The following is a 22,970-nucleotide window of genomic DNA, read 5'->3' as shown; positions in this document are numbered from 1 at the left end:
TAAATTTTATAAAATAATTTCAGACAATATTTTCAAAATTGGACTGTAAAAAGAATAGCTTCTTCATCAAATCAGTAAAGGCAGACAGGGTTTAAATTTTCCTGTTTTAACCATTAAAAGGTTTTTAGTTAGTTTATTATTAATGAAGCTTGGAGGGATAATTTGATCAAAAAAACAGAAGAAGAGTATAGCTGAATCATGTGCTTATCATTATGAGAAATCAGCCTGTGTAGAAAACAAAAGAGCAGGCTTAAGGCCTGCTCTTTCTGAAATTTACATGTTCTATAACTGCTACTCTTTCGGTTCAGCAGCTGTTTCGATCAGTTCAAAGCCATACTCTTTCCCTTTCACGGTAGACGGTACGCCCTGCTGCATCCATTTCGGAGCCGGAGCGCCTTTCAGGTAATGGTCAAAGAACTGGGACATGCGCACCGAAAGATCCTTACGGTTCTTGCGCTGCACCAGGTTATGGTCTTCGCCGTTGTATACCAGCATCCATACTGGCTTGTTCAGGCGGCGCAGGGCCATAAAGTATTCAATGCCCTGGTACCAAGGCACCGCACCATCCTGGTCGTTGTGCATGATGAGCAGCGGCGTCTTCACGCGGTCGGCAAAGAACAGCGGCGAGTTCTCGATATACTGCATTGGCTTCTCCCACAACGTACCGCCAATACGGCTTTGCGTGCGCTCATACTGGAACTGACGGCTCAGGCCTGTGCCCCAGCGGATACCACCGTAAGCACTCGTCATGTTCGACACCGGTGCACCGGCCATTGCAGCCCGGAACATGTTGGTGCGCGTTACCATGTAAGCGATCTGATAACCGCCCCAGCTCTGGCCCTGCAGCGCCATGCGCTTGTCATCAACAAAGCCCTGCGCCACCAGTGTTTGTACACCCGGTATGATGCAGTCCATGGCGCTCTCGCCCGGATAGCCGTCGGTGTATACAATATCCGGCACAAAAACCAAGTAATCGTTGCTCACATAGTATGGGATGTTGATGGTTGAGGCACTTGGAGCCGGCGTGCGGTGCTGGTGCAATCCATCAGACGAGCGCTCGTAAAAGTATACCAGCATCGGGTATTTCTTCTTCGGATCGAAGTTATCGGGCTTGAAGAGCAGACCTTCCAGCGGTTTTCCATCCGTCGATTTCCAGTTCACCAGTTCCACATTCCCCCATAGGTATTCGTTTATCTGCGGGTTTGCATTGCTCAATTTTTCGGCGTTAGCAAAGCTCTGATCAGCACTGTACAAATCGGTATACTCGCGGTAGGAGCCTTTACGGAACGTGAAACGGTTTTCATTCTTTGCCTTTTTCAACGACAAGTATGAGTTCGGCGTCATCACCAGTTTCTCAGGCTGAGTTGCTTTGCTCACGAAGTCGCGGAAGAAACCATAGGACTTGTCGGTATAGTTGAACGCGCTTAAGTATAATGTAGCGTTTTCAGGGATAAATTTTTGCTCCGGGTCGAGCTGCTCATAACGCAGGCGCAGTTTGTTGGTGCGGCCATACTTGTCGGTGAGGTTTACGGGTGCTTTTTTGCCGCTTGGGTCCAGTTTCCAGATGTCGTAGCGGTCGTATACCAGCAGGTAGCTGTCTTTTTCGACCCAGCCGGCCATGTCGTAGCTGCCCGGCAGCATTGGCATGTCGTTGTCCTCTTCAAAGAAAGGCACGCCAATGCTCTTGGTCAGGTTCTTTTTAGTGCCTCCCTTTACCGACACAGTATGCCAGCTGCTGTCAGTAGGTTCGTACCAGTAAACGAACTCGCCCATCGGCGAAAGTTGTGGCAAGCCGCGTGTCTCGTTCAGCACCTGCTTTTTTGTACCCTTCTTCAGGTCGATCAGGTAAGCGTCCTTCTTGGTAGGCGTATCGTAGCCGATGGTCATTTTATACTTTTCATCGCTCACACCCAGTGCTACATCAGCCTGTCCGTAAGCGTCGAGGTATACGTCCGGCATTTCAAGCGATGCCAGCTGCTGCATTTTCTTCCCTTTAAGGTCATACAGGGCCAGGAACGAACGCTTCAGCTCTTTGTCAAGCTGCTTAAGCTGCATCGGCTGGATCAGCGGATCTTTGTAAGTCCAGATGTCGAGGCTTACTTTTTCCTCTTCCAGCTTGGTGGTATCTTTTTCGTAGCGGGTCGGGCGAGGGAAGGTACCGAAGAACAGGCGCTTGCCGTCTTCCGAAAACTTCAGGTTGCCGTGCTCGCTTACCATCCAGTCTTTGGGCATGCCTTTGCTCAGCGTATCGGCCAGCACACGGGCCTTGTTCTCTTTCTTCGTCCAGTAGTTCAGGTTGAAATAGCGAATGTCGGCGCCCACAGTATCCATGGTGGCGACGAAGGCCAGCTGCTCGCCGGCTTTATCAGCACTGATTGCTTTATAAGTTACCTTGCCGGTATCCACTGGCATCACTTTCAGATCAGAGGTGCTGAAGGCGAACACGCCGGCTTTGTGCAGCGAGTCCAGCTCGTCTTTCACAAAGTAGAGCATGTTGCCTTTGTCGGAAAGGAAATAATCCGTTACGCGCGTAAAACGATGCTCTTGGCCTGTCTGCAGGTTGCGCAACACCAGTTCTGTACCCTCTGATTTTTTGGTTTTTCCTTTGGCAGCAGGCTTGGCGGCAGCTGTTTTAGGAGCCTCTGCTTTTTTCTCAGTCGGTGCACCTTCCGTTACTTTCGGCTCGTCCTTCTTGGCTTCCTTCTTGCCCGGCAGTGGCTTCTCCAACTGGTATGCGATCCAGTTGCTAGCCTCCTTCGGCAGTTTATACGATTTCACGCGCGGCACCTTCACCACGCTCATGTTCTCCAGCGCCACAATAGCCAGCGAATCTTTAGGCAGATCATCGGCCTTTTTCTTCTTCAGCTTGAGCGCACGTACCTTGTTATACTCCGGCTTGATTTGAAAAACAGCATAGCGGCTGTCATTGGTAATGGCAGCTTTGGAACCTCGCGCAAACTGCTGCATGCTGTTGGCAGTATAGTTCTTAATGTACAAAGCACCGTCGCCTTCCTGCGGGTTTACGTTGAACAGCACGTACTTGCCGTTGTTGGAGATCATGTCTCCTTCCACGGCTTTCCAGCTGTCGTACACATCGTGGGTAAGCGGTTTTTTAGCTGTTTGTTGCTGTGCCTCTGCCTGTCCGAGTCCTGCGCCAAACAAAGCCATCAGCAGTAAAACTCTCCTCATGGTAAGTTAATTGGTTAAGATCAGTTGTGTTGTTGTTTCGGTTTCTAAATTAGTAATTTTCTTAACATGGGGTGTAAAGAATGTTGAAACAAGAGTGAAGAGATTCAATGTCATTTCGAACGGTAGTGAGAAATCTTATACTTATATATGGAGTTTTATACTTGTGGCTAACAATCCTTTGCTATTGCAGCTGCTTGTATTCCTCAGTCTTACCAGCTACTGGTTTCATAGTTGTCTTTGGTGCGCTCTAGGCCGCGAGGCCTCGCCTTTGCGCATCGCGCTGTCTATTGAAGCTGCTCCTCGCTCCGCTACGGGCTGCTGAGCAAGCTCAGCACCGCAACAATAGAAGGCGCTCAACGCAAAGGCTGGAAACATCACTGCTTCGTGAGCGGCTATGCAACTGGAACCAAGTCCCCCTTCGAAGGGGGTAGGGGATGTTTATACTTTTGCGATGAAACTTATACTTTGAAGTATAGCTAAGGCAGAAAGTTTACAAAACGTATTTGATAATACATCACCCACAAAGCCTCACCTATACTTCTATACCCTTACTCCCGTTTATTAAAGAAAGATAGAGTCTAACCTCTCCTCTCTCCTTTACCTAACGAATGTTTGTTTTTCTTCCATAATCTAAATAAATTCACACATCTAAAACAACAGAATTCAATTTTATGCAAATCAAGGAAGTATATATCATTTCGGCTGTCCGTACTCCGATCGGCAGCTTTGGTGGTGCCCTTTCGAGCCTTTCTGCTACAGAACTGGGTGCTATTGCTATCAAAGGCGCGCTGGAAAGAGCCGGCGTTGACAAAGAGCAGGTACAGGAAGTGATCATGGGTAACGTGCTTTCTGCCAACTTAGGCCAGGCGCCTGCGCGTCAGGCTGCTGTAAAAGCGGGCTTGGGCTATAACGTGGAATGTACGACCATCAACAAAGTATGTGCTTCCGGTACAAAAGCCATCATGTATGCGTCGCAGGCCATCATGCTCGGTCACAAAGATGTGATCGTAGCCGGTGGTATGGAAAGCATGTCGAACGTGCCTTACTATGTAGACAAAGCACGCTGGGGTGCCAAAATGGGTAACGTTCAGATGGCAGACGGCCTGATCAAAGACGGCCTGTGGGATGTATACAACGACTTCCACATGGGTAATGCCGCTGAGAACACGGCCCGTGAACTGAAGATCACACGCGAGATGCAGGACGAGTATGCGATCAACTCTTACAAAAGAGTAGCTGCCGCTGCTGAAGCTGGTTTGCTGAAGGATGAGATAGTGCCGGTAGAAGTACCGCAGCGTGGCAAAGACCCTATCCTGGTAGCGGAAGACGAAGAGTACAGAAAAGTAAGTTTCGATAAAATCCCTGGCCTGAAGCCGGTGTTCGACAAAGCAGGTACAGTAACAGCTGCCAACGCTTCTACCCTGAACGACGGTGCTGCTGCCATCCTGTTGATGAGCAAAGAGAAAGCCGAAGAACTGGGCGTGAAGCCTATTGCGAAGATCCGTGGCTTTGCTGATGCGGAGCAGGATCCGATCTGGTTCACAACAACACCAGCGCTGGCTATACCTAAAGCGTTGAGAAATGCAGGCGTTACGCCGGAAGAAGTAGATTTCTACGAGATCAACGAAGCCTTCTCGGTAGTATCTATCGCTAACAACCAGAAGCTTGGCCTCGAAGGCGGCAAGGTGAACGTGTTTGGTGGTGCCGTATCGCTTGGTCACCCGCTTGGTGCTTCCGGTGCCCGCATCGTAACTACACTTTGCAACGTGCTCGATAAAAAAGGTGGCAAGATCGGTGTAACCGGTATCTGCAACGGCGGTGGCGGTGCATCTGCACTGGTTATCGAGAAAATGTAATCACAGCCAAAAGGCATATTATTTGCAGGAAGCCTTACGTTATTCGTAAGGCTTCTTTTTTATACTTTAAAGATGTAAAACAGGAACCTATAAAACATTGAAATCTATCCTTGATTCAGCTTATGCCTTTTACCTTGGTGATATTCTCTACAGGGGTAGTGGAAGTTTACAAGTAATTTTGATAGAAGCATTTGTAAAGCAGGAGCAAGTAGACATACAGATAACAGAAAATTCTAATTTGAAATGTTATCCTATCAAACCAACAGAGAGCAGCAGACAATTCACTATTTCATTTGAACATGTCATTGCATGGCAAGTAATAGATGAGTCATGGTATAACTTCGATGAGAATGAGATTAGAGACTCTTTAGGCACTTTACAGGTTATTCAGAACTCAAAGTACTTCGAGTATATCAACAAATACCATGGATGGTATATACATTCTATTGGGCCAGCAAAGCACTACAGGATAGGTACCGAGAATGAAGTTATTGATGTAGTTTCATGTGAAGAGCCTCATATACAGGAATCAAAAACTAACAGGTAAATAGTTTATGATACAATGTGTTATACTTTAGCTGAAGCATAACACATTGTATTCACAACCAAGCCAACACATTAAACTGTTTTCCATACTTTTGGTGTTGATCTATACTAAAGAAGAAATGTCATTAGAAACCGAGTTAGCTAAATTCTGGGATTGGGCCAACATGACTCCCGACACCTATACCGAAGAAAGGGGATTAGGCGAGTGGGAAATTGATTATCCAGGTTGGGATGAACTGTATAAAGCTGCGGACCTGGTAATAGAGCTTTTAAACAAAGAGTTCAACCACGACCTGGCTCAACAACTGGTTTTTGTGCTTGCCATAGATAACGAATCAGAAACTATACTTCAGAAAGTAGACGACAAGCTGGAATCTAAACTCAGATTCGTTAAAAAGGCCCTCAATTCAAATCAGCCGCAAGCCAGGTGGCAAATGGCCGAATTACTTGGGCGCACGGAAGTGGAAGACCGGGAGAAACTACTCGTTAACCTGATCAACCGTGATAAAGACAAGTATGTGATCCGTAGGGCTTTGATGAGCCTGGAAAAAGTAAACCACACGAAAGCTGCTGAGTTTGCAAAAAGTTATCTAAAAGACCCTGACCCGTTTATGAAACTGGTAGCTAAAGAGATCATTAAAAAGAAAGTATAAGCTTATACTTCACGCATTGCACACCATACTCATGTATAAATTACTGTCCATCCTGTTCACACTCTCCCTTGTAAGCACTGTTACCCTGGGGCAAGGCAACAAAGTCGTTACTTACCACGACGAGGCCCGAACCTCAATAAAGGAAGTATACTTCATCACCCCGGACTCTGCCATAGTAGGGTACTACAACCGCTACTACCCTACCGGCGAGCGCGAGGCTTTTGCCAAATTTGTAGACGGGAAAAAAGACAGCGTTTTTACCGAATACTATCCATCCGGTAAACCCAAGCTGCAGGTAACCTATGTGCAGGACGTGAAGCAGGGGCCTTTTAAAGCGTACCACTCCAACGGCAACCTGCTGCAGGAAGGCAGTTACGAGAAAGACCAGCAAAGCAATGTGTTCCGAACCTTCAACACCGATGGCACCATCCGCAAAGAGACCAACTTTGTAAATGGCTTTCCGGAAGGACTGGTGAAGGAGTATTACACTGGAGGAAAGTTGAAATCAGAAATCAACTACAAGAACAGCAAACAGAGCGGCCCGGCTAAAACCTACTACCCGAATGGCCAGCTCGAAACAGAAGCCAACTACCGGGACGGCATGCTGGAAGGTTCCTACAAAACATATTTCGACAATGGCCAGCTCGAAACAGAAGTAGTGAATGTGGCAGGCAAAAAGGAAGGTACTTTTAAAAGCTATTACCGCAGCGGCAAGCTGAGCACGGAAGGCGGTTTCCTGGCAGGGCAAATGCATGGACCTTCCAAATCGTTTTACGAGAGCGGAAAACCTCGCAGCGTGATCAACTATAAAAATGGCAAACCGAATGGCCTTACGCAAATCTTTTACGAGGACGGCAAGCTGAAAGAAGAAGGCAATTACAGCAACAATGGCGACGACAGCAAAGTAAGCCGCTATTACCCTTCCGGCAATCTGCAGTCGGAGGAGCAAACAAAAAACAAGCTGCGCCACGGTAGCTGGAAAACATACTTTGACGCACCCGGCAAAAAAGTAGAAGTATCCGAAAACTATGCCAATGATAAACTGACAGGCGAGCGCCTGGTATACCACGAGAACGGCCAGGTAAAAGAGAAGTATACGTATGAGAACGGCAAGATCGTAGGCCTGAGCTATACATACCATCCGTCCGGCAAGCTGCGCTCCGAAACAAACCACAAAGACGGACTGCGGTTCGGGCCATACAAGCAGTATTTCGAAAACGGCAAAGTAGAGGTAACCGGCCAGCACCGCAACAACCGCGAAACCGGCACCTGGAAGTACTACAACGAAGAAGGCAAAGTGATCAAAACCCGCCTTTACCGGAACGGGCAGGTAGTGGAGGAAAAAGATAAATAAAAAGGGCAGGCTTTAGAGCCTGCCCTTTTTATTTGCTGCTGCTACAGAAAGTATAACCGTATCCCTGTTTCTTTCTCCAAAGACAGCAATTCACAGCTGCTTCTATTCTAATGCAGCATCTTTTTATTTCCCTCAATTATCTATGCGGAGGTATTTCTAATTGCTCCACAAAAAGTTATCTTTCTACAAAATCCAAACTATGAACCGAAGAAACTTTTTAAGAAATACCTCTCTTGCAAGCCTTACACTCTCGACGCTTGCACTGGGAGCATGCCAGACAAGCGCTCCCGAAGAAAAGAAAGCCGAAAATAAAAGCAATACAGAAGACAAATCAGCCGGCCAGGGCTTTGCGCTGGAAGAGGCAACCATAGGAGAACTGCAGCAGAAGATGCAGCGCGGAGAGTATACTTCCCGGGCTATCACAGAACTATACCTGCAGCGCATCGAGGCAATCGATCACAATGGCCCGAGGCTGCTCTCCGTGATCGAAGTAAACCCGGATGCGCTAAGTATAGCCGACGCCATGGACCAGGAAAGAAAGGCAGGGAAAGTACGCGGCCCGCTGCACGGCATTTCTGTCCTGATAAAAGACAACATTGACACCTCCGATAAAATGCTGACCACAGCAGGCTCCATCGCATTGGAAGGCAACAGAGCCTCCAAAGATGCTTTTATTGTGGCGAAGCTGCGTGAATCCGGCGCGGTGCTGTTAGGCAAAACCAACCTGAGCGAGTGGGCCAACTTCCGCTCTACCCGTTCCGCCAGCGGCTGGAGCAGCAGGGGTGGCCAGAACAAAAACCCGTACATACTCGACCGCACACCTTGCGGCTCCAGCTCTGGCTCGGGTGTGGCTGTAGCTGCCAACCTGTGCGCCGTGGCGATCGGCACCGAAACCGACGGCTCCATCGTGTGCCCGGCTTCCGTGAATGGCGTGGTAGGCTTCAAGCCAACGGTGGGTTTGCTGAGTCGCTCAGGTATCATTCCGATCTCCCATACCCAGGATACCGCAGGCCCTCTAGCCAGAACAGTAACCGATGCTGTTATACTTTTAGGAGCCTTAACCGGTGTTGATACCGCAGACCCTGTTACAAAAGAAAGCACGGGCAAAGCACTGACCGACTACACCAAGTTCCTGGATGTAAATGGCTTGCAAGGCAAACGTATCGGTGTGGAGAAATCCTTTCTGAAAGGGCATGAGGACATCGACAGCATGCTGCAGGAGGCACTCGATCTGCTGAAAAGCAAAGGCGCCACGATCGTGGAAGTGGAGATCATCAAGAAAATAAACGAGCTCAGCGCCAGTGAGTATAAGGTATTGCAGTACGAGTTCAAGGATGGAGTGAACAAGTACCTGGCTACTTCCAATGCGAAGGTGAAGTCGTTGAAGGAGGTGATCGCCTTCAACAAGCAGCACGCAGACAAAGCCATGCCCTACTTCAAACAGGAGATCCTGGAGAGCTCCGAGGATTTGGGCGACCTGAACAGCAAAGAGTATAAAGAGGCACTGCAGAAGAACCTGACCACTTCGCGTAAGGCCATCAACGACCTAATGAAGGAGCACAAGCTGGACGCCATCTCCGGCCCAACCTACGGCCCTTCGTGGTGCATTGACCTGGTGAACGGGGATTCCTTTTCGGGCTATGGTTTATCTACCCCGGCGGCTATTGCTGGCTACCCACACATCACGGTTCCGATGGGATTGGTGTATGGTTTGCCGATCGGTTTTTCTTTCTTCGGTACTGCCTACAGCGAGCCGGAACTGATCCGGATAGCGTATGCCTACGAGCAGGCATCTAAAAAGAGAACCGTTCCTACCTTCCGGAAATCGACAAACCCATCGTAATACAAAACCACAAGTCTATCAAAACGGCCACTGCTTTGGAGAGCAGTGGCCGTTTTTGTTTGAGCCTGTCTGCTCGCCTTTCATGAACTCAGGTCCGAGCGAGCCAATCTCTCAACAAATTAACAAACCAATTTTTCCACAGAAATGCTGCAGCAGCTTAAGAAGTTAACTATTTATCCACCGAAGCTACCCATATCTTGGTTTTTTATTCCTAAATCTTCAAATTACCTTCGTAACCCAAAACACAAGCACCATGACGCAAAACGGACTGAACACAGATATCCGCAACGACTGGAGTCTGGAAGAGATAAAGGCGATTTACTACAAGCCCGTGCTGGAGCTGATCGTAGAAGCGGCCAACGTGCACAAGCAACACCAGGCGACTGGAGAGGTGCAGGTATGTACTTTATTGTCAGTGAAAACAGGTGGCTGCCCGGAAGACTGTTCTTACTGTCCGCAGGCTGCCCGTTTCCATACCGATGTGGAAGTGCATAAGCTGCTGAGCCAGGAGCAGGTACTTACGGCTGCACAGCGCGCAAAAGACGGTGGTTCTACCCGTTTTTGTATGGGTGCTGCCTGGCGCGAGGTGCGCGACAACCGCGACTTCGACAAGGTGCTGGACATGGTAAAGGGCGTAAATGAAATGGGCCTTGAAGTTTGCTGTACCCTGGGTATGGTGAACGAGTACCAGGCAGAAAAGCTGAAAGAAGCCGGCCTGTATGCCTACAATCACAACCTGGATACCTCTGAAGAGAACTATAGCAATATCATTACCACCCGTACCTACGACGACCGCCTGGACACGATAGAAAACGTGCGCAAGGCAGGTATCTCGGTATGCTCTGGGGGTATAATCGGTTTGGGCGAGACAGACGAAGACCGAATTGGCATGCTTCATACCTTGTCTACCATGGTGCAGCACCCGGAGTCAGTTCCAGTTAATGCCCTGGTTCCTGTAAAAGGTACGCCGCTGGAAAACCAGCCGCTGGTAACCGTGTGGGAGATGGTGCGCATGATCGCAACAGCCCGTATTCTGATGCCAAAAACCATGGTACGTCTTTCGGCTGGCCGTGAGCGCATGAGCGTAACTGATCAGGCACTTTGCTTCCTGGCTGGCGCAAACTCCATCTTCACCGGCGAAAAACTGCTGACAACTCCTAACCCGGATTTCGATGCAGACAAAGCCATGTTCGACCTATTGGGTCTGACACCACGAAAGTCTTTTAAGGAGGGAGTGCAGCACGTTTGCTAGTCTTTTGACAAAAGACTGTTTGACAAAAGACAAAAGACTTTATACTTTAAAGCAATATCATTAATTCCTTTGTTCTTTGTCTACTAGTCCTTTGTCAAATAAACTTCAGCAGAAGCTGGCGGAAAGGGCAGCGCAGGGCAACCTGCGTGCGCTTAAAACCACCGCCGGCCTTATCGATTTCTGCTCTAATGATTACCTCGGCCTTGCTCGCTCTGAACAGTTGCGGGCACTCATCCACAAGGAAGAGGACAAGTATAAACATTTGCCTTTGGGGGCAACTGGCTCCCGTTTACTGTCCGGTAACCACGGCCTTTTCGAAGAGCTGGAAGGTATGATTGCGTCCTACCACAAAGGGGAAGCGGCACTACTTTTTAACTCAGGATATACGGCCAATGTGGGCCTGCTGTCGGCGCTGCCGCAGCGGGGCGATACCGTGTTTTATGACGAGGCTAGCCACGCCTCCATGAAGGACGGCCTGCGCCTGAGCTTTGCCAAAACCTATGCCTTTCGCCATAACAACGTGGAGGATCTAAGGCAGAAGCTGAAGCACGCGACCGGGCAGGTATACGTGGTGGTAGAGTCGGTTTACTCCATGGACGGCGACAAAGCCCCCTTGCAGGAACTGGCTCAATTGTGTAACGAGCATTCCATTGCTTTAATTGTAGACGAGGCCCATGCTGTGGGTCTCTATGGTGAGAAAGGCGAAGGCCTGACCGTAGCCTTAGGGCTGCAGGATCAGGTGTTTGCACAGGTAATTACCTATGGAAAGGCCATGGGCAGCCACGGCGCTGCGGTGGTGGGCCCTAAGGTACTGCGTGATTTTCTCATCAACTACAGCCGCGCTTTTATTTATACCACAGGTTTGCCAACGCACGCGCTGGTGGCCTTAAAGTGTGCCTATACGTTTCTGCCGCAGCTTTCCCAGGAACGGGAGCGGGCAAAAAAGCTGGCACACCTGCTGTACCAAAAGCTAAACAAACTTAGCGGCATACGCTGCACCCCGGAGAACAGTGTTATACTTTCTGTTTTCCTGCAACAGCCGGAGCAACTTAAACTGCTGGCGGCTGCGCTGCAACACGATGGATATGACGTGCGCCCCGTGCTGGCCCCAACCGTGCCGAAAGGCACCGAGCGGCTGCGCGTGATCGTGCATGCATTTAATACAGAAGAAGAAATTGAGGGCCTCGCGCAGGCCATAGCTAAAGGTACATGAAACGATATTTTGTAACAGGCATCGGAACGGACGTAGGCAAAACAGTTGCCGCAGCCATACTTACCGAAGCACTGCAAGCCGATTACTGGAAACCCGTACAGGCGGGTGGCCTCGACTTCACCGACACAGACATGGTAAAAAGTCTGGTTTCGAACGAGCATTCTGTTTTTCACCCGGAAGCCTACCGCCTGAAGATGGCAGCATCGCCACACAAAGCGGCGGCAGCCGAAGGAATTGAAATAGATGTGCACGGACTGAAGCTACCGGAAACACAGAACAACCTGATCGTGGAAGGGGCTGGCGGACTGATGGTACCCCTGAACAAGCGTTACCTGGTGCTGGACCTGGTGCAGCAACTGGGGCTGGAGGTTATACTTGTATCCCGTAATTACCTGGGAAGTATAAACCATACTTTGTTAACAGCTGAGGTATTGCGTTACCGCAAGGTTCCGGTTGCCGGTATCATTTTTAACGGTGAGGAGAATCCAACGTCAGAGGATTTCATCATCAAGTATACGGGTCTGCGTCGTCTGCCATCCATTCGCCAGGAAGCCGATTTTTGCCAAGAAGCCGTAGCCGAGTACGCCAGGACCTTTGTTGGGCATTTGTAAAACGTTAGCCGCAGAACTATAGATAACAGACTTCTACTAAGATTCAGTCATTCACTTATTCAGTAACTCAAAATTGAGCTTAGCAGAACGCGATCATAATATAATCTGGCACCCGTACACGCAGATGAAAACGGCTGCCCTTCCTATACCTATCGTAAGGGGCGAGGGAGCACTGTTGTTTTCAGAAGATGGTAAAAGCTATATTGATGCGGTATCGTCGTGGTGGGTGAACCTGCACGGCCATGCACATCCCTACATTGCACAGAAAGTAGCCGAGCAGTTGCAGACGCTGGAGCACGTTATTTTTGCCGGCTTCACTCATCCTGCTGCTGTTACTTTTGCCGAGCGTTTGATCTCAATTTTACCCCAAGGCCAGAGCCGCATTTTTTATTCTGATAACGGTTCTACAGCTGTCGAAGTAGCCCTGAAAATGGCTATTCAATATTGGGAGAACGTAGGCACACCCAAAAAAAAGATCATCGCCTTCCGTGACAGCTACCATGGTGATACCTTTGGAGCAATGTCGGTAAGTGCGCGCAGCGCATTTACGGCTCCTTTCTGGCCATACCTGTTTGAGCCTCATTTTATCGATGTGCCTGTACCGGGCAACGAAGAAGAAACTATAAAACAACTGGAGGTATTTGCCATTGCCGGTGATGTAGCCGCTTTTATTTACGAACCCCTGGTGCTGGGCACCGCAGGCATGGTGATGTATAAGCACGAGGTACTGGACAGGCTTCTGGAAATCTGCCAGCAGCACAACATCCTTACCATTGCCGATGAGGTAATGACAGGCTTTGGCCGCACCGGCCGCACTTTTGCCAGCGATTACGTGCAGCACAAACCGGATATGGTTTGTCTGTCGAAAGGGCTGACGGGTGGCACGATGGCCCTGGGAGCAACCTCCTGCAATGAGAAGATTTACGAAGCCTTTCTGAGCGACGACAAACGGAAAACTTTATTCCACGGCCACAGCTATACCGCTAACCCAGTGGCTTGTGCGGCAGGGCTTGCCAGCTTAGACCTGTTACTGTTGCCGGACACACAGCAATGCACCCGACACATCAGTCAGCGCCACCAGGATTTTGCTATACAGTGCAGAACGTTGCCCAAGGTAAAGGAAGTACGGCAGCAGGGTACGATACTGGCCGTAGAGTTTGAAGCAGATGGCACCTCCTACTTCAATAAAATGGGAGACACGCTTTACAGTTTCGGGTTAGAGCAAGGAGTGATCCTACGTCCGTTGGGCAACATTATATACGTAATCCCTCCCTACTGCATTACAGACAAGCAACTCGATAAGGTGTATCAGACGATACTAGGTATGCAGCAACTGATCACTGGCACCCGCTATTTTGAGCCGCCAACCAAGACAACCCTCCATGATTAATGATATCTAGTAATGAGTAATGGCTCGTAATGAAAAGCCCTAACCACTATTTATCATTCCTTCCCTCTTGTAAATTGGTCATTCTTATTTAGCCATTACTCATTACTAGTTACCTTTGCACACGATTTGGAGGAAGCGAAAGAACATATTGTCATCAGGGGCTGCGGTGCCATCTCTCCGCTAGGGTTCGACCAGAAGACCTCCGCACAAGCATACCTTTCAGGCAAGCCTGCCTTTAGTAATATTCTTCACCAAGGCAACCCTACTCCTGTTGCAGCGCTATCAGCAGCCGCTGAACAGGAGCTACAGCAACTAATCGTAGCTAATCCTCACTACCTGCAACTGGATCGTTCTGTATTATTGGCAATCTACGCCGCCAGGCAAGCCGCTGCCCGGGCAGGATGGCTGAACAATGACATCAATAGTTCAGATGATCTGGCTGTGAACATCGGCTCTTCGCGCGGGGCTACCGGTTTGTTCGAGCAGCATTTCTCCGGTTTCCAAAACAATGAAGCAGGTATGGTTTCTTCCAGCGCCTCTCCTACTACCACGCTGGGCAACGTTTCCAGTTGGGTGGCGCATGCCGTAAATGCCGGGGGTGCCCAGATCAGTCATTCCATCACCTGCAGCACCGCCCTGATGGCATTGGCGAACGGTATGGCCTGGTTAAAAGCGGGCATGGCCAACAGATTCTTAGCTGGTGGTACCGAAGCCCCTCTCACTAATTTCACGCTGGCTCAGATGAAGGCGGTTGGCATTTACTCTCCGTTACAAGATACTCCTTACCCTTGCCAGCCTTATGCGTTGGAGAAAAGAAACACCTTCGTGCTGGGAGAAGGCGCTGCCGTTTTTGCGCTTGAAAAAGCTACTGCAACAAGTATAACTTCCGGTGATATTGTTATCGAAGCCATAGGCGTCGGATTTGAAAAGATCGAAAGCAAAACGGGCATATCGAGGGAGGGAATCAATTTCCAGAAATCCATGCGCCACGCGTTGTCACAGCTCCCATCAGACGATACTATAAACGCCATCATCACCCACTCACCGGGCACCCGCGCGGGCGACAGAGCCGAATTAGCCGCAATCGGTGCTGTTTTTGGAGAGCAACATCCTGTTCTCACCACCAACAAGTGGCTGCTTGGCCATACCTTGGGTGCTTCCGGCGCTTTAAGCATACAGTATGCGATTCAGTTGCTCCGTCAGCAGCAAATTCTAGATTTCCCTTATCCCTCTCAAATCAACAACACCAACACGCCACAGCTAAAAAGGGTGATGGTAAACGCTGCCGGCTTTGGCGGCAATGCAGCCAGTGTAATTGTTACATTACACTAAAAGCAAAGTTTTTAAACTACCGAGTACCTGTTTATCCCTCTATAGACAATCCCACTTATAGACAGACCTCCCAAAATCAGACAATAAAGTGCTTCAAACCGGGAATACTTTACCCTAACATGTTGCCTCATAATGCTTTAAGAAATGTGGCATACCACTTGAGTTGCTTCCATCTAGAATAAAGTTTTGTTTTATTCAACGCTCAATTAGGTACAATTTTTACAACCTCTGTTTTGTGTTACAAGTACAATTGTCTCCCAGTTATAGCAGAGATACTATTTACAGGAGTTGAACAATTTAAAGCAGCAAACTTTTTTCTAGAGCATCTACAAACAATCAGTATGACATTTTGTCGAAAACCATTGCAGGATAAACTCCTTGAAGTCTTCATACATTTTATAGCAACAAGCAAATAGTGCAAAAATAAACATATAACATTTCACAAAACAGGTCCATTTCCTTTAACCATCTATCTATGAGAGCAAACTATTACCGGATTATGTGTTCGCTTATTCTTGTGATGATAGCGGCAAACCTACCTGAGGCTGTAGCTCAGACACCTGGGTTTATTTATAAGACTGCCACTGCGGGAGGCAGCAAAGTTCTGGACCCAAACCAGGATGGCTATATTTCTACTACAAAAGCAGGATTTACGGGCGGAAAAGACGAAGGAGCTTCCAACAGCGAGATCCCGTATCGTCCTTTTCCTGCACTGACAACCGAACCTATAGGAGATTTAAATACAGGCACTACGGGAGGCCATACCGACCTGGTACCCCCTACTACACCTCTTTCCACACCCTCTACGGGCTCTCCGATAGCAACATACTTTGATGGCACCAACCTTCTCTTCCGGGTACGGCTTGGCTCCTCCTCTACCTCGCCGAAAGGTTACAGCGTACTGATCGACTCAGACCAGACCTTTACAGGAACCGGCGCCAATCCGGGCTTCGAATATGAAGTGTTACTTGCTGCGAGCTTTGCTGTTCAGGTGATCAAACATACTCCAACGGGTAGCTCCACTATTTTCTCCGGCTCCGTAGACCAGTATTCGCAACGATCGGTTGCTGCTTCTACAGGTAGTGGCAACGCCGACTACTTCTATGACTTCTATGTTCCGCTTACAGCTTTCCAGGGAGGTATAACTGCTGCTACCCCGCTGCGAATGAGCGGCATTACCATTACCAGTGCGCAAAGTGGTCTAACAGGTACTGTTTCTGATGTGGGTGGCGTAAACTTCCAAGCCTACAACTACGATGCGCCCAGCGCCTGGAGAGCACTTATCAACGGTTTCCCACCTACCAGTTTAACGAGTATACAGACCACCGGATTTGCGGCAGTAACAGCTACAGCGCCTGTGGTCAGTGGCCCGATCACTGCTAACAGCACTACTATTTCGGGGACGTCGGTAGAAGCCGCAGGGTCAGTAGTTACGGTACTCCGAAATGGGGTAGCTATCTGTGGCAACACGGGTCAGCCTGCATGCCCTACCGTGAGCAGTACCGGTACCTGGACATTAAGTGGCCTATCCAGTACATTGTTAACAGCTGGCGATGTGATTACAGCCCGGGTTACTCCATCTGGTAAGACCATATCGCCCGTATCAAATTCAGTAACTGTTATTTCTGGAGTATGTACCGCCACTCCGGCACCAGTACTTACCGGGTTAGCCAGTTCAGGTAACACTTCAAAGCAGTTTGTAGGTACAACCACTTTAAATCAAAGGCAAAAAATTACCATTTACAATACATCCGGGACCTTAATTGGCACCTATGACTATACTCCATCCGGAACTGGCCCAACCTTTAGCTGGACAACGCCTGCCTTTACGATCACTGAAAACAACTACTATGCAACAACTACACCGTTAGACGCTTCGGGCAATAACAGCGGCTGTGAGTCTTTAAGGTCTAATCAGCTTTGTTTCCGTAATGGGCAAAATCCAGGTGTGAATACGGAGATTGTTTCCATTACAAGTGTGGCCTACGACAATGCCACGTTTAACAGTACAAATTCTACCACCTGGTCAGAAGTACCAACCAATCTTGCCACCATCTCAGGTACAGTTGCTGCTACCTCAACCAGTGTCAGCACAACGGTGGTCTTATTTATCAATGCCACAGAGCAGAGTCAGCGGGTAACTATAACCACTTCGACGACAGCCGCAACCCCATGGTCATTAACAATTCCAGCGAGTGTCCTGCAGCCTGGTAATACTGTTAATGTTAGAACGACAAGGACACTTACCGGTGGGGGCAACATTAGCTGCCCTAACTCATTTTCAAGTGCTTCTAACTTCTTAACTGTACAGGGAACCACAGCAGCACCATCCATCAGTCCTGTTACTTGTGGCAAGATTACGACCTTATCCGGTACCTCTACTGAGCCAGCCGGAACAGTAATACAGTTTTACACCAATGGCACAGCAGGAGCACGCGATGGCAGCCTGATCACGCAGAGTGGCACCAGCACTCCATTAACTGCAACAGTATCAGCGACAGGTACGTGGTCGGTTGATTTGTCTTCTGCAGCAGGTGGCGGTATTGCAGCCGGAACACCAGTAACAGCAAGGGCAAAAGCTGTCGGCAAGGTGCGAAGTGTAAACTCTGCTGCTGTAACCTCGACAGCAGCCCCAACAGGCACCTTAACCATTGCCTCTCCGATTACCGAAGGGCAAACCACTATTACCGGAACAGCACCGGCAGGCTCGCAGGTAACAGTTTACATTGAAGGAACGCCCTTCTCCCCTGTAACCACCAACTCCAACGGCATCTGGACAGCAAGCGGATTTTCATCACTGGAGGTATTTGCCGGTGCTTCTGTAACGGCCAACTATAAACTTACAGGTAATAACTGTGCGAGCGAGAAAATAGCGCCTGTTATTGTACAATGTAGCCCGCCTTCTTCTTCTCCAACAGTTACCCCATCGGCTTTAACTATTTGTAGCGGAGGCACTGCACAGGTTACTGTAAACAATTCAGAAGCAGGGGTAGCTTACCGCCTGATAACTGTGAGTGGCACTACGGAAACAGAGACAGGAAACTCAGTACTAGGTACAGGAGGCGCCATTACGCTTACCTCTTTCCCTATCACAAGCGCAACAACGCTTAGAGTAAGAGCGCGAAAAGTTAGTGGTACCGCATGTACTACTATCTTGTCAGGAAGTACAAATGTGACGGTAAACACACCTCCAGCAAACACAAATACGCTTACCATTGGTAGCTCTTCCGGTTGCGCCGGATTAGCACAAACTATAACAGTTGCTGGTACGCAAACAGGCCTTAGCTATCAGTTGATAAACAGTACAACCAAAGCGCCAATAGCAGTTACATCTGGCGACACAAACCCTAAAGCGGGCAATGGCAGCTCTATTACCTTCAATGTGGCGTCTGTCAGCACTACTACTACTTTTGGTATACTGGTTACTAACACCACCACAGGCTGTTCTGCAGAAGGTACCAACACAGTTACCTATACTGTTACAGGACCTGCGGCAAACCAGGAAGTAAGCCTCAGCACCACCAAGACCTGCTCTGGCAGCCCAGCGATCGTATATGTGCAAACCAATAACGACGGAGCTACTTACCAGCTGTACCGCTCCTCTGACAATGCTAAGGTTGGTACTGCCTTCACCGGTACAGGCCAGCGCCAGGCAATTACAGTTAGCCCAACTGTAACCACCACTTTCTATGTAACCGCTTCGGTATCGGGGGGCTGTACTGTAACCCTTGCTAACCGGGTAACTTTGGAAGTAAGTGCCACATTCGCACCGGTAACAGCTGGTACAGCTCAGACCGTTTGTAGTAGCACGGCCAGCCTGCAAGGTAGTGATCCTGCTCCAGGCACCGGCCGCTGGTCAGTAAGAAGCAAACCTACAGGAAGCGCAGACCCTACATTTACAGCGGCAACCAGTGCTGCAACTACGGTTACGGGTCTTGTCTCCGGCAGCTACACCTTTACCTGGACGGTAACATCCAGCTGCGGTGGCTCCAACAGTTCCTCTTCTGCCGATGTAACTGTAGTTGTCAACTGCCCGGCTGTGTATAATATAGCACCGCCTAAGTATAGAGAAGAGTACAAAGTAAATGATGTACTTGCCACAGTCTCTGATCCTGATGGAGCCATTTCCCAGGCCAACGTGGTAACCGGAAGCGGCTCACTCCCTGCCGGCGCAAGCCTGCTAGCCAATGGCAACATTGTAGTTGCCAACGCTTCGGAAGGTTACCTGATGCCGGGCACCTATAATTTCAGTGTCAGAACCCGGGACGCGAATGGCGTAGAAACGGTCACACCGATTACCCTGCGTATCTACGGCACCTCTCCAACCCTGGCCCCACTTCCGGTAGAGTTGGTATACTTCAAGGCTGTTGCAGGCAAAGGAAAGGTAGAGCTGCAATGGCTTACTGCTTCCGAAAAAGACAACGACCGCTTTGAAGTAGAGCGTAGCAGCGACGGAAGAACGTTCAGCAAAATCGGAACTGTGAAAGGCAAAGGAGACAGCAACGTGGCCATCAAGTATAACTTTACAGACAAAGCACCCCTCAAGGGCACGGTTTACTACAGGCTGAAGCAGGTAGATGTGGACGGCAGCTTCGAATACAGCAATGTAGTGGCCACTAGCTCCGGAGGCAGTACTACTTCTGATAAGCTTATGCAGGTATACCCGAACCCTTTCACCAGCAACGTGAACGTTACACTTACCGTGCAGCAGCCGGCTCAAACGCAACTGATCATCATTGATCTGCAGGGACGTGAAGTACTGCGCAAGTCAGTGGAGCTGGACAAAGGAGTAAACCAAATTGAGTTGCCGTTGCAAAAGTTAGCCAATGGCATGTACATACTGAAGGCAGTTGGCGGTGGCATTGACGAAACAACAAAGATCATCAAGAACCGCTAGAAAAGTCAAAGTATAAAGTATAAAAACAGCAGGGGCTGCCTAAAGTGCGGCCCCTGCTGTTTTGTTTTAGCCAGTTCTTCGGGCACATAATTCAGGGCCTCGGAACAATAGAAGCCTGGCAACAGTTACCAACAGAAGCACCTGGCGAGGGTGCCTGTATAACTTTACTACTTGAAACATTTGATGCTGCATGTTTTAGAGAGCTGAATGAGCACGCACTTTTATGGTTAGAATTATCTTCGACCAGAACAGGTTTAACACCCGATACTCTCCAGTTTTTATTAATTTTGCAGCCAATAAAAAGCTCATATTAACAACACTCAATGAAAATCCTCAAATTCGGTGGTACCTCGGTAGGGTCTGCTGAAAGAATGAAGTCGGTTGCCGAGCTCATCCAGAGCGATGAGCCAGAGATTGTAGTGCTGTCGGCTATGTCGGGCACTACCAACCAGCTGGTACAAATTGCAGAGAAGCTGTATCAGAATCAGAACCAGGAAGCGAATGCGCTGATAGATGCGCTCCACGATAAGTATAAACAGGTAGTAGAAGAGCTCTACACCACCTCAGAAAAGAAAAAACAGGCAAGCGAACTGATCGCACATCACTTCGACTACATCCGGGCTTTCACCCAGGACCTGTTCACCATTCACGAAGAGCGTGCCGTGCTGGCGCAGGGCGAGCTGCTTTCTACGGCGCTGTTCCAGTTCTTCCTGGAAGAGCATAACATTCCGTCGGTGTTGCTGCCAGCCCTCAACTTTATGAAGATCGATGAGAACGAGGAGCCGGACAACGATTACATCGCGAAAAACCTGAAGGCGGAGCTGGAAAAGTATCCAGACAACAAACTGTTCATTACACAAGGGTACATCTGCCGCAACGCTTTCGGCGAGATCGACAACCTTAAGCGTGGTGGTTCGGACTACTCTGCTTCGCTGATCGGTGCGGCTGCCGATGCCTCTGAGATCCAGATCTGGACGGACATAGACGGCATGCACAACAACGACCCGCGCGTGGTAAAGAACACGTACCCGATTGCGGAACTGTCGTTTGACGAAGCGGCCGAGCTGGCATACTTCGGAGCCAAGATCCTGCACCCTTCCAGCGTGCAGCCGGCTAAGCAAAAGAACATTCCCGTGCGCCTGCTCAACACCATGCAGCCGGACGCCCGGGGCACCATCATCAGTAACAAAACCGAGAGCGGCTCCATCAAAGCAGTTGCTGCCAAAGACGGCATTACGGCGATCAAGATAAAGTCCGGGCGCATGCTCCTGGCCTATGGTTTCCTAAGAAGCGTGTTCGAGATCTTCGAAAGGTATAAAACCCCAATCGATATGATCACGACCTCGGAAGTGGCCGTTTCCCTGACCATCGACAACCCGAAGCACCTGCAGGACATCCTGGCGGAGATCATGGAGTTTGGACAGGTTGAGGTGGATGAGAACCAGACCATTGTTTGTGTGGTAGGCGATTTTATTGCCGAACGCAGCGGCGCAGGTCTCAAAGTATTTGAGTCGCTTAAAAATATTCCGTTGCGCATGATCTCTTACGGCGGAAGCACCAACAACATCAGTGTATTGATCAACACGTCAGACAAGGTAGCAGCCCTTACCTCGCTGAACGAAGGAATTTTTGAAAGGAACCAGAACCATGCTTAAGCAAAACCTGCAGAAGCTGCAGCAGCACCCTACTCCCCTGTATGTATACAACATCAGCCTGTTGCGCCAGACGCTGCAGAAGGCAAAAGAGGAATCGGCTAAGTATAACTACCATGTGCATTATGCCTTAAAGGCCAACGCCAACGCACCTATACTCGACGAAGTACGGGCTCTAGGCTTTGGTGCCGACTGCGTAAGCGGCAACGAAGTGAAACGTGCCATCGAAAACGGTTTTAGTCCGGAGCGCGTGGTATTTGCCGGTGTGGGCAAGTCAGATGAAGAGATCAACTATGCGCTGGATCAGGATATCTTCTGTTTCAACTGCGAGTCGAGCCACGAAATGATCGTGCTGAACGAACTGGCAGAGAAAAAGGACAGAACAGCCCGTATTGCGCTGCGTATCAACCCGAACGTGAACGCCAATACGCACAAGTATATTACTACCGGTCTGGAAGAGAACAAGTTTGGTATCAATGCCTGGGAACTGGAAAGTGTAATAGCTTTGCTGGAAACACTGCCCAACCTGCAACTGATCGGCATTCACTTCCATATCGGCTCCCAGATCACGGACCTGAGCGTGTTCAAAAACCTGTGCACCCGTGTAAACGAGTTCCAGGAGTGGTTTGAGGCACGCAAGATTCAGCTGGAGCACATCAACGTAGGCGGTGGCCTGGGGGTGGATTACTATAACCCGGAGCAGCAACCGATCCCTGATTTTGAAGCATACTTCGGTTTGTTCAACCAGTTCCTGGAACTGCGCCCGGGCCAGCAGGTACATTTTGAACTAGGCAGAGCCCTGGTAGCGCAATGCGGAACACTGGTATCGAAGGTGCTTTACATCAAAAAAGGTATCAGCACCAACTTTGCCATACTTGACGCCGGCATGACCGAGTTGATCCGCCCGGCGCTGTACCAGTCCTACCATAAGATCGAGAACCTGACCAGCAACAAGCAGGAAGAGCGTTACGATGTAGTTGGCCCGATCTGCGAATCATCTGACTGCTTTGGAAAAGCGGTGATGCTGCCCGAAACAGAGCGCGGCGACCTGGTGGCCATCCACACGGCAGGAGCTTACGGCGAGGTGATGTCTTCGGCCTATAACCTGCGCGACAAGGCAGCTGCTTTATACCTGAATTAACAAGTATAAACATACTTCATAAGTATAAAAAGGCCTCCCCT

General features: G+C 49.3%; 14 protein-coding genes. 13 read left to right on the top strand and 1 reads right to left on the bottom strand.

The genetic code is table 11. The annotated features are described in order from the left end of the window. Positions 1–291: 291 nt before the first annotated feature. Complete coding sequence (locus MJ611_RS12815) at positions 292–3,189, bottom strand: S9 family peptidase (protein ID WP_250430213.1); 2,898 nt, start codon at positions 3,187–3,189, stop codon at positions 292–294. Positions 3,190–3,860: 671 nt separating this feature from the next. Between MJ611_RS12815 and MJ611_RS12810 the strand changes: the two genes are divergently transcribed. The 13 genes from MJ611_RS12810 to lysA all read left to right on the top strand — a co-directional run bounded on the left by MJ611_RS12810 (position 3,861) and on the right by lysA (position 22,929). Beyond that, positions 3,861–5,045, top strand: coding sequence for an acetyl-CoA C-acyltransferase (locus MJ611_RS12810; protein WP_250430212.1), 1,185 nt, complete (start codon positions 3,861–3,863; stop codon positions 5,043–5,045). A gap of 97 nt (positions 5,046–5,142) precedes the next feature. After that, complete coding sequence (locus MJ611_RS12805; protein ID WP_250430211.1) at positions 5,143–5,592, top strand: hypothetical protein; 450 nt, start codon at positions 5,143–5,145, stop codon at positions 5,590–5,592. Between the two features lie 118 nt (positions 5,593–5,710). Continuing rightward, entirely contained in the window at positions 5,711–6,244 is a 534-nt protein-coding gene (locus tag MJ611_RS12800) for a HEAT repeat domain-containing protein (RefSeq protein WP_250430210.1), read from the top strand. A gap of 31 nt (positions 6,245–6,275) precedes the next feature. After that, the gene (locus tag MJ611_RS12795) at positions 6,276–7,598 is read left to right on the top strand and encodes a toxin-antitoxin system YwqK family antitoxin (RefSeq protein ID WP_250430209.1); all 1,323 of its coding nucleotides are present in this window, start codon (positions 6,276–6,278) and stop codon (positions 7,596–7,598) included. 199 nt (positions 7,599–7,797) lie between these two features. Beyond that, on the top strand, positions 7,798–9,441 hold the full coding sequence (locus tag MJ611_RS12790) for an amidase (RefSeq protein ID WP_250430208.1): 1,644 nt from the start codon (positions 7,798–7,800) through the stop codon (positions 9,439–9,441). Between the two features lie 253 nt (positions 9,442–9,694). Beyond that, positions 9,695–10,693 carry a biotin synthase BioB gene (bioB, locus tag MJ611_RS12785; RefSeq protein WP_250430207.1) on the top strand — a complete coding sequence of 333 codons (999 nt, stop codon included), beginning with the start codon at positions 9,695–9,697 and terminating at the stop codon, positions 10,691–10,693. 91 nt (positions 10,694–10,784) lie between these two features. Then, on the top strand, positions 10,785–11,906 hold the full coding sequence (locus MJ611_RS12780; protein WP_250430206.1) for an aminotransferase class I/II-fold pyridoxal phosphate-dependent enzyme: 1,122 nt from the start codon (positions 10,785–10,787) through the stop codon (positions 11,904–11,906). Beyond that, complete coding sequence (gene bioD / locus MJ611_RS12775) at positions 11,903–12,517, top strand: dethiobiotin synthase (protein ID WP_250430205.1); 615 nt, start codon at positions 11,903–11,905, stop codon at positions 12,515–12,517. The genes MJ611_RS12780 and bioD overlap by 4 nt, the downstream gene beginning before the upstream one ends. A gap of 73 nt (positions 12,518–12,590) precedes the next feature. Next, positions 12,591–13,907, top strand: coding sequence for an adenosylmethionine--8-amino-7-oxononanoate transaminase (gene bioA / locus MJ611_RS12770; RefSeq protein WP_262921673.1), 1,317 nt, complete (start codon positions 12,591–12,593; stop codon positions 13,905–13,907). Between the two features lie 126 nt (positions 13,908–14,033). Beyond that, positions 14,034–15,239 carry a beta-ketoacyl synthase N-terminal-like domain-containing protein gene (locus MJ611_RS12765; RefSeq protein WP_250430204.1) on the top strand — a complete coding sequence of 402 codons (1,206 nt, stop codon included), beginning with the start codon at positions 14,034–14,036 and terminating at the stop codon, positions 15,237–15,239. Positions 15,240–15,714: 475 nt separating this feature from the next. Next, complete coding sequence (locus MJ611_RS12760; protein ID WP_250430203.1) at positions 15,715–20,136, top strand: beta strand repeat-containing protein; 4,422 nt, start codon at positions 15,715–15,717, stop codon at positions 20,134–20,136. A 323-nt stretch (positions 20,137–20,459) separates the two neighbouring features. Further along, positions 20,460–21,791 (top strand): aspartate kinase, encoded by a 1,332-nt coding sequence (locus tag MJ611_RS12755; RefSeq protein ID WP_250430202.1) that lies wholly within the window; start codon positions 20,460–20,462, stop codon positions 21,789–21,791. After that, positions 21,784–22,929 carry a diaminopimelate decarboxylase gene (lysA, locus tag MJ611_RS12750; RefSeq protein ID WP_250430201.1) on the top strand — a complete coding sequence of 382 codons (1,146 nt, stop codon included), beginning with the start codon at positions 21,784–21,786 and terminating at the stop codon, positions 22,927–22,929. The genes MJ611_RS12755 and lysA overlap by 8 nt, the downstream gene beginning before the upstream one ends. Positions 22,930–22,970 lie beyond the last annotated feature (41 nt).

This window comes from Pontibacter ruber (assembly GCF_023630205.1).
Classification (GTDB): Bacteria; Bacteroidota; Bacteroidia; order Cytophagales; family Hymenobacteraceae; genus Pontibacter; species Pontibacter ruber.
The sequence above is the reverse complement of the archived record's forward strand: the minus strand, read 5'-3'. Positions and strand labels throughout refer to the sequence as shown.